We start from the raw sequence: 15,036 nt of genomic DNA on the forward strand, positions 1-15,036 counted from the left end.
CTACGATGGCACCACCGCTGACTTGCTGGAGGATCCGCATGACCGACACCGCAACCGGACGTGTACCCGGCCTCGACACCTTCATCGCCGGGCTGCCCAAAGCCGAGCTGCATGTCCACCATGTCGGATCCGCGTCGCCGAGGATCGTCGCCGAACTCGCCGCCCGGCACCGGGACTCCCGGGTGCCCAGCGACCCCGTCGCGCTCGCCGAGTACTTCACCTTCCGCGACTTCGCCCACTTCATCCAGGTGTACCTCTCCGTCGTCGACCTGATCCGCGACGCCGAGGACGTACGGCTGCTGACCTTCGAGATCGCCCGCGACATGGCCCGGCAGAACATCCGCTACGCCGAGCTGACCGTCACCCCGTTCTCCTCGACCAACCGCGGCATCCCGGACCACGCCTTCGTCGAGGCGATCGAGGACGCCCGCAAGGCCGCCGAGTCCGAACTCGGCGTCGTGCTGCGCTGGTGCTTCGACATTCCCGGCGAGGCCGGTCTGGCCTCCGCGGAGGAGACCGCGCGGATCGCGACCGAGCTGCGGCCGGACGGGCTGGTCAGCTTCGGGCTCGGCGGCCCCGAGATCGGTGTGCCGCGCCCGCAGTTCAAGCCGTACTTCGACCGGGCCCGCGCGATCGGCCTGCACAGCGTCCCGCACGCCGGCGAGACCACCGGCCCCGAGACCGTCTGGGACGCGATCAACCTGCTCGGCGCCGAGCGGATCGGCCACGGCACCAGCTCGGTCCGCGACCCGCGGCTGCTGGAGCACCTGGCCGAGCACCGCATCGCGCTGGAGGTCTGCCCGACCTCCAACATCGCCACCCGCGCGGTCCGCACGCTGGAGGAGCACCCGCTGCGGCAGATGGTCGAGGCGGGCGTGCTCGTCACCATCAACAGCGACGACCCGCCGATGTTCAGCACCGACCTCAACAACGAGTACGCGATCGCCGCCCGGCTGCTCGACCTGGACGCGGCAGGCGTCGCCGGGCTGGCGAAGAACGCCGTCGAGGCGTCGTTCCTCGACGCTCCGGGCAAGGCGCGGCTCGCCGCCGAGATCGACACGTACACGGCGGCGTGGCGCTAGCGGTCGCCCACCGCGGCGACCCGTACCGGCATCGCGAGAACACGCTGCCGTCGCTGCGATCCGCCCTGCGGGCGGGCGCCGACGCGGTGGAGATCGACGTACGCCTCACCCGCGACGGCGTCCCGGTGCTCCTGCACGATCCGACGCTGAAGCGCCTGTGGGGGCACCGGGTCCCCGTGGCCGAACTCACCGCCGAGCGGCTGCGGCGGCTCACGGCCGACGGCGTGCCCACGCTGCACGAAGCGCTGACGGCCGTCGCCAAGCACGGCACCGCCCGCGCGCTGCTCGACCTCACCGCCCCGGACCAGGCCGCCGCCTCGGTGGCCGCCGTGCGGGACGCGGAGGCGGAGTCCCGCACGTACTACTGCGGCGGGGCCGCCGCCATGTTCGCCGTCCGGGAGCACGACCCGGCCGCCGAGATCGCCCTGACCTGGACGACCTCGGCGCTGCCGGCGCGGGCGCTGCTCGACGCCGTCCGGCCGCGCTGGATCAATCTGCGCTTCGGCCTGATCGACCGGCCGCTGGTCCGCTGGGCGCACGAGCGGGACCTGCTCGTCGCGGCCTGGACCGCCGACCTGCGGCGCACCATGTCGCGGCTGCTCGACCTCGGCGTGGACTCGGTGACCACCAACCGCCTGGACGTGCTGCGCGACCTCCTGGACGGCACGCCCCGGCCCGGAGTCACAGGCCCACGATCAGATTCCACCGGTCCTCGAACTCCGGGCGCTCCTCCGGCGTGATGTCGCGGGCCACCTTGAGGCGCTTGCGCATCCCGTCGTCCGGAAAGATCAGCGGGTCCTCGGCCAGGGCGGCGGTCTCCTCGTCCTTCGACGAGGCGAGCACGTCGCGCGCGGCCGGCACCGGGCAGACGTAGTTGACGTAGGCGGCGAGCTCGGCCGCGACCTCGGGGTCGTAGTAGAAGTCGACGAGCGCCTCGGCGTTGCCCTTGTGCGCGGCCAGGTTCGGGATCATCAGGCTCTCGGCCCACAGTTCCGCGCCCTCCTGGGGCACGACGAACTCGATGTCCGGGTTGTCGGCCTGCAGCTGCACGACGTCGCCGGAGTACGCCTGGCAGGCCAGTACATCGCCGGAGGAGAGGTCCTTGATGTAGTCGTTCCCGGTGAAGCGCCGGATCTGCTTGCTGCGCACCAGGGAGGCGACCTGGTCGGTCATCCGGTGGAAGTCGTCCGCCGTCCACCGGGCGACGTCGACGCCCTGCCCCTGCATGAGCAGCGCGAACGCCTCGTCCATCCCGGACAGCAGGGTCACCTTCCCCTTGAGGTCGGGGGCCCACAGGTCCGACATGTGCTGGATCTCGCGGCCCAGCGCCTTCTTGTTGTAGGCGATGCCGGTGATCCCGGACTGCCACGGCACGGCGAACCGGCGGCCCCGGTCGAAGGCGGGGTCGCGCAGCAGCGGGTCCAGGTACTTCGTGACGTTGGGCTGCCGGGAGCGCTCCATCTCCTGCACCCAGCCCAGCCGTACGTACCGCGCGGACATCCAGTCGCTGACGACGATCAGGTCGCGGCCGATGTCCTGGTGGTTCATCAGGGCGGGGCTGATCTTCCCGAAGAACTCGTCGTTGTCGTTGATCTCCTCGGTGTACTGGACCTTGATCCCGCTGTGCGCGGTGAACGCGTCGAGCGTCGGCCGCCGCTGCGCGTTCTTCTCGTCGACGTCGATGTAGAGCGGCCAGTTCGCGAAGTTCAGCCGCTTGTCCTGCGCCGAGCGGTCGCGTGCCGCCCGGTCCGCCGCGTCTATGTGCGCCGGCGGTACGCCGCACGCCGAGGCGGCTGCCAGCAGCCCTGCCAGCCCGAATCCACGCAGCACCGAACGACGGGAGAGATCACTCATGCGGCACACCCTCCCTCCCGCCGGCGGCCCGGGGCAACGAGCGATCCGTCAGCCGTAACCCCCAACTGCCTGACACTGTGTCTCGCGGCCGGGACGTGCGACGGCCCCGGACGCGGCCTGCGCGTCCGGGGCCGGTACAGACCGTCCGGGTCAGCCGTCCAGCGACGTCATGACGTGCTTGACGCGGGTGTAGTCCTCGAAGCCGTAGGCGGAGAGGTCCTTGCCGTAGCCGGACTTCTTGAAGCCGCCGTGCGGCATCTCGGCGACGAGCGGGATGTGGGTGTTGATCCACACGCAGCCGAAGTCGAGGCGCTTGGACATCCGCATCGCGCGGCCGTGGTCCTTGGTCCACACCGAGGAGGCGAGGGCGAAGTCGACGCCGTTGGCGTACTCGACGGCCTGGTCCTCGTCGGTGAAGGGCTGGATGGTGATGACCGGCCCGAAGACCTCGTTCTGGATGATCTCGTCGTCCTGCCGGAGGCCGGAGACGACGGTCGGGGCGTAGAAGTAGCCCTTCTCGCCGACGCGGTGTCCGCCCGCCTCGACCTTGGCGTGCGCGGGCAGCCGCTCGATGAAGCCGCTGACCTGGGCGAGCTGGTTGGCATTGTTCAGCGGGCCGTAGAGCACGTCCTCGTCGTCCGCGGCGCCGGTCCTGGTGTCGGCGGCGGCCTTGGCGAGCGCGGTGGTGAACTCGTCGTGGATCGACTCGTGGACGAGCACGCGGGTGGCCGCCGTACAGTCCTGGCCGGCGTTGAAGTAGCCCGCGACCGCGATGTCCTCGACGGCCTTGGCGATGTCGGCGTCGCCGAAGACCACGACCGGCGCCTTGCCGCCGAGCTCCAGGTGGACGCGCTTGACGTCCTTGGCGGCGCTCTCGGCCACCTGGATGCCGGCGCGGACGGAGCCGGTGATGGAGGCCATCGCCGGGACCTCGTGCTCGACCATGGCGCGGCCGGTGTCGCGGTCGCCGCAGATGACGTTGAAGACGCCCTTGGGCAGCACCTCGCCGAGGATCTCGGCGAGCAGCACCGTCGAGGCCGGGGTGGTGTCCGACGGCTTGAGGACGACGGTGTTGCCCGCGGCGATCGCCGGGGCGAACTTCCAGACGGCCATCATCATCGGGTAGTTCCACGGCGCGACCTGCGCGCAGACGCCGACCGGCTCGCGGCGGACGATGGAGGTCATGCCCTCCATGTACTCGCCGGCGGAGCGGCCTTCGAGCATCCGGGCCGCACCCGCGAAGAAGCGGATCTGGTCGACCATCGGCGGCAGTTCCTCGCTGGCGGTGAGGCCGAGCGGCTTGCCGGTGTTCTCGCTCTCCACGGCGACCAGTTCGTCGGCCCGTGCCTCGATCGCGTCGGCGACCTTCAGCAGGGCGCGCTGGCGGGCCGCCGGCGTGGCGTCGCGCCAGGCCGGGAAAGCAGCCTCGGCGGCGGCCATCGCGGCGTCGACGTCGGCGGCGGCGGAGAGCGGCGCGGTGGCGTAGACCTCACCGGTGGCCGGATTGACCACGTCCGTGGTCCGCCCGTCGGCGGCGTCGCGGAACTCTCCATTGATGTAGTTGCGCAGACGCTTGAGCTCGCTCACTGCACCTCTCCTGTCCTGTGTCCGATGGGTGAGACGCTTCCAGAGTAATCGAGCCTATCCCCAGCACTGCCGTGTTCGACATACCCGCCTCGCCAGAACGATGGAATCAGTGATATTCGAGTACCAGAACCACGAATTTCATCGTTCAGGGGTTGCGGGACCGTCGACCTCTCCTGCACAGTGTGACTCGTGGCCACTCGTAGTACGGATCCGAAGAACACCAGCGGCTCCGGAGTGCTCGACTCCGTCTCCAAGGCGATCATCGAGCAGCTCCAGGAGGACGGGCGCAGGCCCTACGCCGCGATCGGCAAGGCCGTGGGCCTCTCCGAGGCGGCCGTGCGGCAGCGCGTCCAGAAGTTGCAGGACCAGGGCGTCATGCAGATCGTCGCCGTGACCGACCCGCTCACCGTCGGCTTCCGCCGGCAGGCGATGGTCGGCATCAACGTCGAAGGTGACATAGAGCCCGTCGCCGACGCCCTCGCCGAGATGGGCGAGGTCGAGTACGTCGTCATCACCGCGGGCTCCTTCGATCTGCTGATCGAGATCGTCTGCGAGGACGACGACCACCTGCTGGAAATGATCAACAAGCGGATCCGCGCGCTGCCCGGCGTGCGGACCACCGAGAGTTTCGTTTACCTGAAGCTCCGGAAGCAGACCTACACCTGGGGAACCAGATAGCCATGAACGCGGACCTCTCGAAGACCGCGTACGACCACCTGTGGATGCACTTCACCCGCATGTCGTCGTACGAGAACGCCCCTGTGCCGACCATCGTGCGCGGCGAGGGCACGTACATCTACGACGACAAGGGCAAGAAGTACCTCGACGGCCTCTCGGGGCTGTTCGTGGTCAACGCCGGTCACGGCCGCCACGAGCTCGCCGAGACCGCGTACAAGCAGGCGCAGGAACTGGCCTTCTTCCCCATCTGGTCGTACGCCCACCCCAAGGCCGTGGAACTGGCCGAGCGGCTGGCGAACTACGCTCCCGGCGACCTGAACAAGGTCTTCTTCACCACGGGTGGCGGCGAGGCGGTCGAGACCGCCTGGAAGCTCGCCAAGCAGTACTTCAAGCTCACGGGTGAACCGACCAAGTACAAGGTCATCTCCCGCGCGGTCGCGTACCACGGCACCCCGCAGGGCGCCCTGTCGATCACCGGCCTGCCGGCCCTCAAGGCCCCGTTCGAGCCGCTGGTCCCCGGTGCGCACAAGGTGGTCAACACCAACATCTACCGCACCCCGCTCTTCGGTGACGACCCGGAGGCCTTCGGCCGGTACTGCGCCGACCAGATCGAGCAGGAGATCCTGTTCGAGGGCCCGGAGACGGTCGCCTGCGTCTTCCTGGAGCCGGTGCAGAACGCCGGCGGCTGCTTCCCGCCGCCGCCCGGGTACTTCCAGCGGGTCCGCGAGATCTGCGACAAGTACAACGTGCTGCTCGTCTCCGACGAGGTCATCTGCGCCTTCGGCCGCCTCGGCACCATGTTCGCGTGCGACAAGTTCGACTACGTGCCGGACATGATCACCTGCGCCAAGGGCATGACGTCGGGCTACTCCCCGATCGGCGCCTGCATCATCTCCGACAAGCTCGCCGAGCCGTTCTACAAGGGCGAGAACACCTTCCTGCACGGCTACACCTTCGGCGGCCACCCGGTCTCCGCGGCGGTCGGCATCGCGAACCTCGACATCTTCGAGCGCGAGGGCCTCAACCAGCACGTGCTCGACAACGAGGACGCGTTCTTCAGCACACTGAAGAAGCTCCACGACCTGCCGATCGTCGGTGACGTCCGCGGCAACGGCTTCTTCTACGGCATCGAGCTCGTCAAGGACAAGGTCACCAAGGAATCCTTCACGGACGAGGAGACCGAGCGCGTCCTGTACGGCTTCCTGTCGAAGGCGCTCTTCGAGAACGGCCTGTACTGCCGGGCCGACGACCGCGGCGACCCGGTCATCCAGCTCGCCCCGCCGCTGATCTCCACCCAGGAGACCTTCGACGAGATCGAGGGCATCCTGCGCGCGGTCCTCACCGAGGCGTGGACCAAGCTCTGACCGCTTCGCGGTGATCCGGCGCCGGCGCGCCGGGCGGCCCTTCCGGGGGCCCGCCCGGCGCGTCGCTGCGTGCCGGCGGGTGCGGTGCGGCCGTCCGGGCGACCCGGGCGCCGTGGCGCACCCGACCGGTCCCGGAGAATCCTTAGCCTGCCAACGCAGTGACCGGTCTCCCCCGCATTCGTTGACCGACCCAGGGGGAACGACTCGCGGAGGTAAGCGGCAATGGTGGCCCCGCCCGACAACGACGTGCTCTGGGCCCGCGCCCTGCGCCACTCCTTCCAGGGCTCCCCCGCGCTGCTCGGCGTCTCGCTGGGCGTGCGCGAGGGCGAGATCCTCGGTTTGCTGGGACCGCGCGGCGCCGGCAAGACCACCCTGCTGCGCTGCCTGGCCGGGCAGCTGCTGCCCGACCAGGGCGAGGTGTGGTTCAACAGCGCCCCGGTGCACACGCTCCCACCGGCCGCACGCGAGCGGCTGCGCCGCGAACGCTTCGGCTGGGTCGGCGGCACCCCGCAACTGCTGCCCGAACTCACCGCCCGGGAGAACGCCGCTCTGCCGCTGCTGCTCTGCGGCATGTCGCACCGCACGGCCAAGAACACCGCGCAGGAGTGGCTCGACCGCCTGGACGTCGGCTCGGTGGCCCGCAAACGGCCCGCGGAACTGCTCCAGGCGCAGCGTCAGCGGGTGGCCATCGCCCGCGCGCTGGTCACCCTCCCCGCGGTGATCTTCGCCGACGAACCCACCGCGCCGCTGCACCGCGCGGACCGCGCCCAGATCCTGCGGACGCTCACCAGCGCCGCCCGCTCGCACAACATCACCGTGGTGCTCGCCACCATCGATCCCGAGGTCGCCGCAGCGGCCGACCGGATCATCACCATCGTCGACGGCCGGCCGGCCGCCGCCATGCCCACCCAGGACCGGGAGGGTGCCGCATCGTGCTCAGCCTCCGTGTAGCCCGCGGATCCGTCCCCACGGTCCTGCTCCGCCGGCTGCTGGTGGCCGCCGCGGCCGCCGGCACCGGCCTCCTCCTGCTGGCCGCGCTCGGCTACGCCCTGGGACACCCCGGTGACCCGTCGGCGTCCAGTGCCCGGCTCGTCTGGTGCCTGCTCCCGTTCGCCGTCGCCCTGCAGCTCGCGGTGGCCGTCTCCAGGGCCGAGCCCAGCGGGCGGCTGCACGCCGGGCTCGCCGCGGTCGGGCTCGGCCGCAACGTGGTGCCGCTGCTGGCCGCCGCGACCACCGGGCTGTCCTGCGCGCTGGGCAGCGCCGTCGCCCTGGTGGTCTACCTGCGGCTGCGCGGCACGGCCGTCGAAGCGCTCGGCCCGGAAAACCCGCTGCCCTTCGCGGGCGCCCTCGTGCTGCTCGCCGCCGTACCGCTGCTCGCCGCGGCTGCCAGCGCCGCCAGCCTGTGGCCGCGCGGGGCCGACCCTTCGGGCCCCGCGTCGGCCGACGCCGACGACCCGGGCGCACTCTCGGCGGTCGCCGCCCCGGCGGGCCTGCCGTGGGGCGTCGCGCTCACGGCCATCGGACTCGCCGACGACCTGAGCAGCTAGACCGCGACCGACCTGCTGCCGCTGCCCGGCGGCCTCGGCAGCGCCGCCCCCACCGTCCTGGCCGGCTGGGCGCTGATCGCGGCCGGCATGATCCTGGCGGGCCCGGCCCTCGTCCACGCCTGCGGACGCCTGCTGGCCGCCGTGCGCCCCGGCGCCCTGCGACTGCTCGCCGGCCGTGCCCTCCAGGAGGAGGCGGGCCGGATCGGCCGTCCGATCGGCGTGCTGTGCGCCGTCACCGCCGGGGGGCTGGCCGCCCTGCAGCTCTACGGCACCGGCGACCGGAGACTCGGCCCGCTCACCGGCTTCGCCGCCGCCCTCATCACGCTCTGCGCGCTCGCGACCGTGCTCGCCGCCGCGCTCGAAGCCCGGCGCACCCGCGAGCACTCCACCGCCGCCCTCGTCCAACTCGGCGCCCCCGCGAGCCTGCTGCGCAGGGCCGTCGGCCTGCGCTGCGGAACGGTGCTGGTCGTGGTCCTCCCCCTGACCGCCCTCATCGCCCAACTCGCGGCGTCCCCCCTGGGGGTCTGAGCACTGCCGTAGCCGGCGCTAGGGTTCCTTCGTGCTGACCGAACCCACGCCGCACGGCGGCGCCCACGACCACGAGATCGAATCACCCGCCGAGTTCGACCGGGTGGCCGCCACCGGCTCGCTCGCCGGATACCGCCTGCAGGCGGTCGACCTGACGGGCCGTACGGCCGCGCTGCTGGCCCTGGACCCGGCGGAGGCGGTGTTCCTCGGCTGCCCCATGGAGCCCGAGGCCCTCACCCACGTACGGGCGCGCGGGGCGATGGTCTTCCCGCCGGTCCCGTACCTGCCGTTCGATCCGTACCGCGGCACGCTGTACACCCCCGAGGCGCTCTACGACGGGCTGGCAGCGGGGTACGGAACGACCCCCGACGCCCGCGCCTACGAGTGGTTCCAGCGGACCAGGGCGGACGGCGACATACTCGCGTCGATGCTGCGGAGCATCCACGACGACGCCGTCTCGGACGCGCTCGACGAACTGCTCGCCGGCGAGCGGGTGGTCGGTGTCATGGGCGGCCACGCCATGGAGCGCGGCAACGACGCGTACGCGGGCGCCGCCGTCCTCGGCCGGACGCTCGCCCGCTCGGGGCTGACCGTCGCCACCGGGGGCGGCCCCGGCGCCATGGAGGCGGCGAACCTCGGCGCGTACCTGGCTCCGTTCGCGGACGAGGTGCTCGGTGAGGCGCTACGGACGGTGGCGAAGGCGCCCCTGTTCACGCCGTCGATCGGCGACTGGGCGTCGGCCGCGTTCGCCGTCCGCGAGCGCTGGCCGGACGGCGGCACGTCCGTCGGCATCCCGACCTGGTTCTACGGCCACGAGCCGCCGAACGCCTTCGCGTCGCACATCGCCAAGTACTTCGCCAACGCCGTCCGCGAGGACGGCCTGCTGGCCCGCTGCACCGCAGGCGTGATCTTCCTGCCGGGCGCGGCCGGCACCGTCCAGGAGATCTTCGACAACACGACGCCGAACTACTACGAGTCCCGCGGCGTCCCGACCCCGATGGTGCTGGTGAACCGCGAGCACTGGACCCGCGACCTGCCCACCTGGCCCCTGCTCCAGGCGCTGGCGAAAGACCGCCCGATGGCGGCCCGCATCGCCCTGGTCGACTCCGTCGACGAGGCCCCGGAGGCGCTGGCCCGGCTCACGGCCGCCGCTACCGGCTGAGGACCACGACGTCCTGAGCGCTGAACGCGACGCCCACCTCGGTGCCGGACTCCGGCGCGTCGCGCAGCGAGCAGGCCGCCTCCAGCGGGGGGCCGTCCGCGGGGCGCAGCAGCAGGGTGACGAGGTCGCCGCGGAACGTCCTGGCCGTCACCGTGCAGGGCAGCCCGTCGCGCACGGCCGTCAGCCGTACCCCGGCGGGGCGGACCAGCAGCCGGCACGGCCCCTGGGGCGCGCCGGGCTGCACCGGCACCTTGCCCCACGGGGTGTCGGCCGCCTCCCCGAGCACCGCCGCCCCGACGACGTTGTCGAAGCCGAGGAAGCGGGCGACGAACTCGGAGGCGGGCCGCTGCCACACGTCCAGCGGGGTCCCGCTCTGCGCGATCAGGCCGTCGCGCATGACCACGACCCGGTCGGCGAGCGCGAACGCCTCGCCCTGGTCGTGGGTGACGGCCAGCACGGTCGTGCCGAGCCGTTCGAACAGCTGGCGCAGTTCGACGACGAGCCGCTCGCGCAGGCCCCGGTCGAGCTGGCCGAGCGGCTCGTCCAGCATCAGCAGTTTCGGCTCGGGCGCCAGCGCGCGGGCCAGCGCCACGCGCTGCTGCTCACCTCCGGAGAGCGCGGTGATCGCGCGCCGCTGCGCGCCGGGCAGGCCCACCATGTCGAGCAGCCGGGAGACCGTGCGCTCCGCCTCGTCCCGCCGGGTCCCGCGCATCCGCAGACCGAAGGCGACGTTGCCGCCGACGTCCCGCTGCGGGAAGAGCTGGTGGTCCTGGAACATCAGGCCCAGGCCGCGCCGGTGGGTGGGGACGCCCGCCTGGTCGCGGCCGTCCAGCAGCACCCGGCCGGCGTCGACCGCCTGCAGCCCGGCCACCGCGCGCAGCAGGGTGGACTTGCCGCTGCCGCTGGGGCCCAGGACGCACACCGTCTCGTGCGCGGCGACCTCCAGGTCCACGGCGTCCAGCGCCGCGCGCTGCCCGAAGCGGACCGTCACGCCGTCGAGCCGCAGGAGCGCGGTCGGGGATGCCATCTAGAAGTCTCCTGATTCTGAACGGTCGGTGCGCAGCCGCTCCAGTGCCAGCAGCGCGCCCGCGCAGACCAGCATCAGGACGGTGCTCAGGGCCATCGCCTGCCCGTAGTTCAGCTCCCCGGCGCGCCCGAGGAGGCGGGCCACCGCCACCGGCAGGGTCGGGTTGTCGGGCCGCGCGATGAAGACGGTCGCGCCGAACTCGCCGAGCGAGACGGCGAACGCGAAACCCGCCGCGATCAGCAGCGCCCGGCGCACCAACGGAAGGTCCACCTCGCGCCAGGCCCGCCACGGCGAAGCGCCCAGCACCGCCGCCGCCTCCCGCAGCCGCTCGTCGACGGCGCGCAGCACCGGCAGCATCGTGCGGACCACGAACGGCACCCCCACCAGGGCCTGCGCCAGCGGCACCAGCAGCCACGTCGACCGCAGATCCAGCGGTGGCTCGTCGAGGGTGATGAGGAAGCCGAAACCGACGGTCACCGCCGACGTGCCCAGCGGCAGCATCAGCAGCGCGTCGAACCCCCGCACCAGCCGCCCGGCACGCCGTGTCAGCGCGGCGGCGGCGAGGCCGCCCACCAGCAGGGCGACGAGGGTGGCCACCGCCGCGTACCGCAGGGAGTTCCAGACCGCTTCGATGGGCGCGACGACGAAGGTCCCGCCGGTCTGCGGAACGGAGAGCAGCGCCCGGTAGAAGGTGAGGCCGTAGCCGTCCGGGCCGTCCAGCGAACGCGCCACCAGGACGCCGAGCGGCACCAGGATCAACACCACGATGACGGCCAGCACCGCCCACAGCAGTCCCCACTGGGCCGCGCCGCGCGGGCGCCGCGCGGTGTGCGCGGGGTCGACGAGCCGCAGCGTGCTCTCCCGGCGGCGCACCGTCCACGCGTGCAGCGCGAGGATCGCCGCGACCGCCGCGAACTGCACCAGCGTGAGCACGGCGGCCGTCGGCAGATCGAGGAACTGCGCGGTCTGCTGGTAGATCTCCACTTCCAGCGTCGAGTACTTCGGCCCGCCGAGGATCTGGATCACGCCGAAGGACGTGAACGTGAAGAGGAACACCATCAGCGCGGCGGCGGCCACAGCCGGCCCCAGCGCCGGCAGCGTCACCCGCCGCCACGCCTCGAAACGGCCGGCGCCCAGGACGCGGGCGGCCTCCTCCTGGCGCGGGTCGAGCTGGGACCACAGACCGCCGACGGACCGGACGACCACGCCGAAGTTGAAGAAGACGTGCGCGAGCAGGATCGCCCACACCGTGGTGTCCAGCCGGACGCCCCACAGGTCGTCGAGCACCCCGCCGCGGCCCAGCAGCGCCAGGAACGCCGAGCCGACCACGACCGTCGGCAGCACGAACGGCACCGCCACCACCGCTCGCAGCAGCCGCTTGCCCGGGAACTCGAAGCGGGCGAAGACATACGCCGCCGGCAGCGCGATCAGCAGCGTCAGCCCGGTCGAGACGACCGCCTGCCACGCGGTGAACCAGAGCACCCGCAGGATCTCCGGGTCGGTCAGCACCTCACCGATCCGGCCGAACCGCCACCGCCCGCCGTCGCGCAGACCGCGGGTGACGATGGCGGCCACCGGATAGGCGAAGAAGACCGCGAAGAACGCGGTGGGCACGGCCATCAGACCGAGCCGCACCAGGGCGGCGCGCGGAAAGCCCGGGGCTTTCGACGGGGTCCCTACTTCAGAACGAGCGAGGACCATGCCTTGACCCACTGGTCACGGTTCTTGGCGATCTCGTCGGGCGCCACGGTGGGCGGGGTGTCGATCTTCACGCCGTACTTGGTGAACTCGGCGGGCAGCGCCGCGTCCTGGCGGGCCGGGTTGACGAACATCTGCAGCGGCATGTCCTGCTGGAACGTCTTGCTCAGCAGGAAGTCCAGCAGCGCCTTGCCGCCCGCGTCGTTCCCGCCGCCCTTGAGCAGCCCGGCGAACTCGATCTGCCGGAAGCACGTACCGGTCGCGACGCCGGTCGGCCCCTGCGCCGGCTGCGGCTTGACGCCCAGCACCTCGGCGGGCGGGCTGGAGGCGTACGACACGACGAGCGGCTTGTCGCCCTTGCCCTTGCCGCCGGCCGAGCCGGAGAAGCGGTCGTTGTACGCCTGCTCCCAGCCGTCGACGACCTCGACACCGTTGGCCTTGAGCTTCGTCCAGTACTCCTTCCAGCCGGCGTCGCCGTACTTCGCGATCGTGCCGAGCTGGAAGGCGAGGCCCGGGGAGGACGTCGCGGCGTTCTCGGTGACCAGCAGGTTCTTGTACTCCGGCTTGACCAGGTCGTCGAAGGTCGCGGGCACGGCCAGCTTGTGCTCGTCGAAGTACTTGCGGTCGTAGTTGACGCAGACGTCGCCGGAGTCGATCGGGGTGACCCGGTGCTTCGCCCTGTCCAGCTGCAGCGCGGCCGGGACCTGGTCCAGGCCCTTCGCCTCGTACGGCGTGAACAGGTCGTTGTCGAGGGCCCTCGACAGCAGCGTGTTGTCGACGCCGAAGAAGACGTCGCCCTGCGGGTGGCCCTTGGACAGGATCGCCTGGTTGACGGCCGCGCCCGCGTCACCGCCGGCCAGCACCTTGACGGTGTAGCCGGTCTCCTTGGTGAACTCCTTCAGCACGGCCGGCGAGGCCGTGAAGGAGTCATGGCTGACGAGGGTGACGGTCTTCGACGTCGCCTTCGTGCCATCGGCCTTGTCGTCGGAGCCGCCACAGGCGGTCAGTGCCGTCGCGCCGAGGGCGGCGGCCGTTATGGCCGTCGCGGCGCGCCGAAGGTTGGTGTTCATGAGCGGTTGACTCCCTACGCCGGCATTACCCGGATCAGGTCCGAGGGTCTGCGGCCGCACCGGCTTCGCCGGTGGCCGCACTCTCAGCGCTGGTGCGCTCCCCTGTCGGAAATGTTCAGTTGTACGAATCTACGAGCGCCACGATAGCAGCGCGCCCGCCGACGCCCGCCGGGCGTCTCAGCCTTCGGAGGCCGCCAGCTGACCGCACGCTCCGTCGATCTCGCTGCCGCGCGTGTCACGCACGGTCACCGGTACCCCGTGCGACTCCAGCATCCGCACGAACGCCCGCTCGTCCTCGGGCCGCGAAGCGGTCCACTTCGACCCGGGCGTCGGGTTCAGCGGAATCAGATTCACGTGCACCCGCTTGCCCTTGAGCAGCCGCCCGAGCAGGTCCGCCCGCCACGCCTGGTCGTTGATGTCCTTGATCAGCGCGTACTCGATGGAGATCCGCCGGCCGGACACCTCGGCGTAGTGCCACGCGGCGTCCAGCACCTCGCGCACCTTCCACCGGGTGTTGACCGGCACCAGGGTGTCGCGCAGCTCGTCGTCCGGCGCGTGCAGCGACACCGCGAGCCGGCACTTGAAGCCCTCGTCGGCGAAGCGCAGCATCGCCGGCACCAGCCCGACCGTCGACACGGTGATCCCCCGCTGCGACAGCCCCAGCCCGTCCGGCTCCGGGTCCGTCAGCCGGCGGATCGAGCTGATGACGCGGTTGTAGTTCGCCAGCGGCTCGCCCATGCCCATGAACACGATGTTGCTCAGCCGGGCCGGGCCACCGGGGATCTCGCCGTCGCGCAGCGACTTCATCCCCGCCACGATCTGGTGCACGATCTCGGCCGTCGAAAGGTTCCGGTCCAGCCCCGCCTGCCCGGTCGCGCAGAACGGGCAGTTCATCCCGCACCCGGCCTGCGAACTGATGCACATGGTGACCCGGTCCGGGTACCGCATCAGCACCGACTCGACGAGCGTCCCGTCGAACAGCCGCCACAGCGTCTTGCGCGTCGTGTCGTCGTCACAGCTGATGTGCCGCACGACCGACATCATCTCGGGCAGCAGCCCGTCCGCGAGCTTGTCGCGCGAAGCCGCCGGAATATCCGTCCAAGCGGCACGGTCGTCGTCGTACCGCGCGAAGTAGTGCTGCGACAGCTGCTTCGCACGGAACGGCTTCTCGCCCAACGCGACAACCGCCTCCCGTCGCTCGGCAGGCGTCATGTCGGCGAGATGCCGCGGGGGCTTCTTGGCCCCACGCGGCACGGCAAAAGTAAGTTCTCCGGGTACAGGCATGGTCCTACCAGTGTCGCAGACCCGACAGGCAGCTCCGCGTGACAGCGGTCACGGCAACGACCATCCGTCGCCCCCGGCCGCCCTGCCAGGCCACCTCGGTCCTTTCGGACGGCCCACGGACGGCCCGGCAGAGCCTGCCGGTCCGGCGGGCGCGC

At 71.6% G+C, this 15,036-nt stretch carries 14 protein-coding genes and 1 riboswitch; of the genes, 8 read left to right on the forward strand and 6 right to left on the reverse strand.

Features of this window, described 5'->3' with window-relative positions; genetic code table 11:
• Positions 1 to 38 precede the first annotated feature (38 nt).
• On the forward strand, positions 39 to 1,082 hold the full coding sequence (locus O3X23_RS24650; protein ID WP_269273689.1) for an adenosine deaminase: 1,044 nt from the start codon (positions 39 to 41) through the stop codon (positions 1,080 to 1,082).
• Positions 1,073 to 1,822, forward strand: a complete 750-nt coding sequence (locus O3X23_RS24655) for a glycerophosphodiester phosphodiesterase (protein ID WP_269273690.1) — start codon at positions 1,073 to 1,075, stop codon at positions 1,820 to 1,822. The genes O3X23_RS24650 and O3X23_RS24655 overlap by 10 nt, the downstream gene beginning before the upstream one ends.
• Here O3X23_RS24655 and O3X23_RS24660 read toward each other — a convergent pair.
• Together O3X23_RS24660 and O3X23_RS24665 are read right to left on the reverse strand one after the other, a co-directional pair.
• Positions 1,764 to 2,936, reverse strand: a complete 1,173-nt coding sequence (locus O3X23_RS24660) for a polyamine ABC transporter substrate-binding protein (protein ID WP_269273691.1) — start codon at positions 2,934 to 2,936, stop codon at positions 1,764 to 1,766. The genes O3X23_RS24655 and O3X23_RS24660 overlap by 59 nt on opposite strands.
• A gap of 150 nt (positions 2,937 to 3,086) precedes the next feature.
• Positions 3,087 to 4,523, reverse strand: coding sequence for a gamma-aminobutyraldehyde dehydrogenase (locus O3X23_RS24665; RefSeq protein ID WP_269273692.1), 1,437 nt, complete (start codon positions 4,521 to 4,523; stop codon positions 3,087 to 3,089).
• Between the two features lie 189 nt (positions 4,524 to 4,712).
• Here O3X23_RS24665 and O3X23_RS24670 point away from each other — a divergent pair, with 189 nt between their 5' ends.
• From O3X23_RS24670 to O3X23_RS24690, 6 genes are all read left to right on the forward strand, one after another.
• Positions 4,713 to 5,201, forward strand: coding sequence for an Lrp/AsnC family transcriptional regulator (locus O3X23_RS24670; RefSeq protein WP_269273693.1), 489 nt, complete (start codon positions 4,713 to 4,715; stop codon positions 5,199 to 5,201).
• A gap of 2 nt (positions 5,202 to 5,203) precedes the next feature.
• Entirely contained in the window at positions 5,204 to 6,565 is a 1,362-nt protein-coding gene (locus O3X23_RS24675) for an aspartate aminotransferase family protein (RefSeq protein WP_269273694.1), read from the forward strand.
• Positions 6,566 to 6,787: 222 nt separating this feature from the next.
• On the forward strand, positions 6,788 to 7,516 hold the full coding sequence (locus O3X23_RS24680; RefSeq protein WP_269273695.1) for an ABC transporter ATP-binding protein: 729 nt from the start codon (positions 6,788 to 6,790) through the stop codon (positions 7,514 to 7,516).
• Positions 7,498 to 8,112 carry a hypothetical protein gene (locus O3X23_RS44250; protein ID WP_443047957.1) on the forward strand — a complete coding sequence of 205 codons (615 nt, stop codon included), beginning with the start codon at positions 7,498 to 7,500 and terminating at the stop codon, positions 8,110 to 8,112. The genes O3X23_RS24680 and O3X23_RS44250 overlap by 19 nt, the downstream gene beginning before the upstream one ends.
• 87 nt (positions 8,113 to 8,199) lie before the next feature.
• Positions 8,200 to 8,640, forward strand: a complete 441-nt coding sequence (locus O3X23_RS44255; protein ID WP_443047958.1) for a hypothetical protein — start codon at positions 8,200 to 8,202, stop codon at positions 8,638 to 8,640.
• Between the two features lie 31 nt (positions 8,641 to 8,671).
• A complete protein-coding gene (locus tag O3X23_RS24690) occupies positions 8,672 to 9,802 on the forward strand; it encodes an LOG family protein (RefSeq protein WP_269273696.1) in 1,131 nt (376 codons plus the stop codon).
• Here the strand turns inward: O3X23_RS24690 and O3X23_RS24695 are convergent.
• From O3X23_RS24695 to rlmN, 4 genes are all read right to left on the reverse strand, one after another.
• On the reverse strand, positions 9,792 to 10,829 hold the full coding sequence (locus O3X23_RS24695; RefSeq protein ID WP_269273697.1) for an ABC transporter ATP-binding protein: 1,038 nt from the start codon (positions 10,827 to 10,829) through the stop codon (positions 9,792 to 9,794). The two genes, O3X23_RS24690 and O3X23_RS24695, sit on opposite strands and share 11 nt — an antisense overlap.
• A complete protein-coding gene (locus O3X23_RS24700) occupies positions 10,830 to 12,449 on the reverse strand; it encodes an ABC transporter permease (RefSeq protein WP_269273698.1) in 1,620 nt (539 codons plus the stop codon).
• A gap of 56 nt (positions 12,450 to 12,505) precedes the next feature.
• Complete coding sequence (locus O3X23_RS24705) at positions 12,506 to 13,597, reverse strand: thiamine ABC transporter substrate-binding protein (RefSeq protein ID WP_269273699.1); 1,092 nt, start codon at positions 13,595 to 13,597, stop codon at positions 12,506 to 12,508.
• Positions 13,592 to 13,711, reverse strand: a riboswitch (TPP riboswitch). Its footprint overlaps the gene before it by 6 nt.
• A 63-nt stretch (positions 13,712 to 13,774) precedes the next feature.
• Entirely contained in the window at positions 13,775 to 14,881 is a 1,107-nt protein-coding gene (rlmN, locus tag O3X23_RS24710) for a 23S rRNA (adenine(2503)-C(2))-methyltransferase RlmN (protein WP_269273700.1), read from the reverse strand.
• Positions 14,882 to 15,036: the final 155 nt, after the last annotated feature.

The sequence above is a fragment of the Streptomyces sp. H39-S7 genome (assembly GCF_027158205.1).
Classification (GTDB): Bacteria; Actinomycetota; Actinomycetes; order Streptomycetales; family Streptomycetaceae; genus Actinacidiphila.

Coding starts and splice junctions, on each gene's coding strand:
- O3X23_RS24650 (WP_269273689.1), top strand. CDS start 39: ATGACCGACACCGCAACCGGACGTGTACCCGGCCTCGACACCTTCATC.
- O3X23_RS24660 (WP_269273691.1), bottom strand. CDS start 2,936: ATGAGTGATCTCTCCCGTCGTTCGGTGCTGCGTGGATTCGGGCTGGCA.
- O3X23_RS24675 (WP_269273694.1), top strand. CDS start 5,204: ATGAACGCGGACCTCTCGAAGACCGCGTACGACCACCTGTGGATGCAC.
- O3X23_RS24680 (WP_269273695.1), top strand. CDS start 6,788: ATGGTGGCCCCGCCCGACAACGACGTGCTCTGGGCCCGCGCCCTGCGC.
- O3X23_RS44255 (WP_443047958.1), top strand. CDS start 8,200: ATGATCCTGGCGGGCCCGGCCCTCGTCCACGCCTGCGGACGCCTGCTG.
- O3X23_RS24695 (WP_269273697.1), bottom strand. CDS start 10,829: ATGGCATCCCCGACCGCGCTCCTGCGGCTCGACGGCGTGACGGTCCGC.
- O3X23_RS24700 (WP_269273698.1), bottom strand. CDS start 12,449: ATGGCCGTGCCCACCGCGTTCTTCGCGGTCTTCTTCGCCTATCCGGTG.
- O3X23_RS24705 (WP_269273699.1), bottom strand. CDS start 13,597: ATGAACACCAACCTTCGGCGCGCCGCGACGGCCATAACGGCCGCCGCC.
- rlmN (WP_269273700.1), bottom strand. CDS start 14,881: ATGCCTGTACCCGGAGAACTTACTTTTGCCGTGCCGCGTGGGGCCAAG.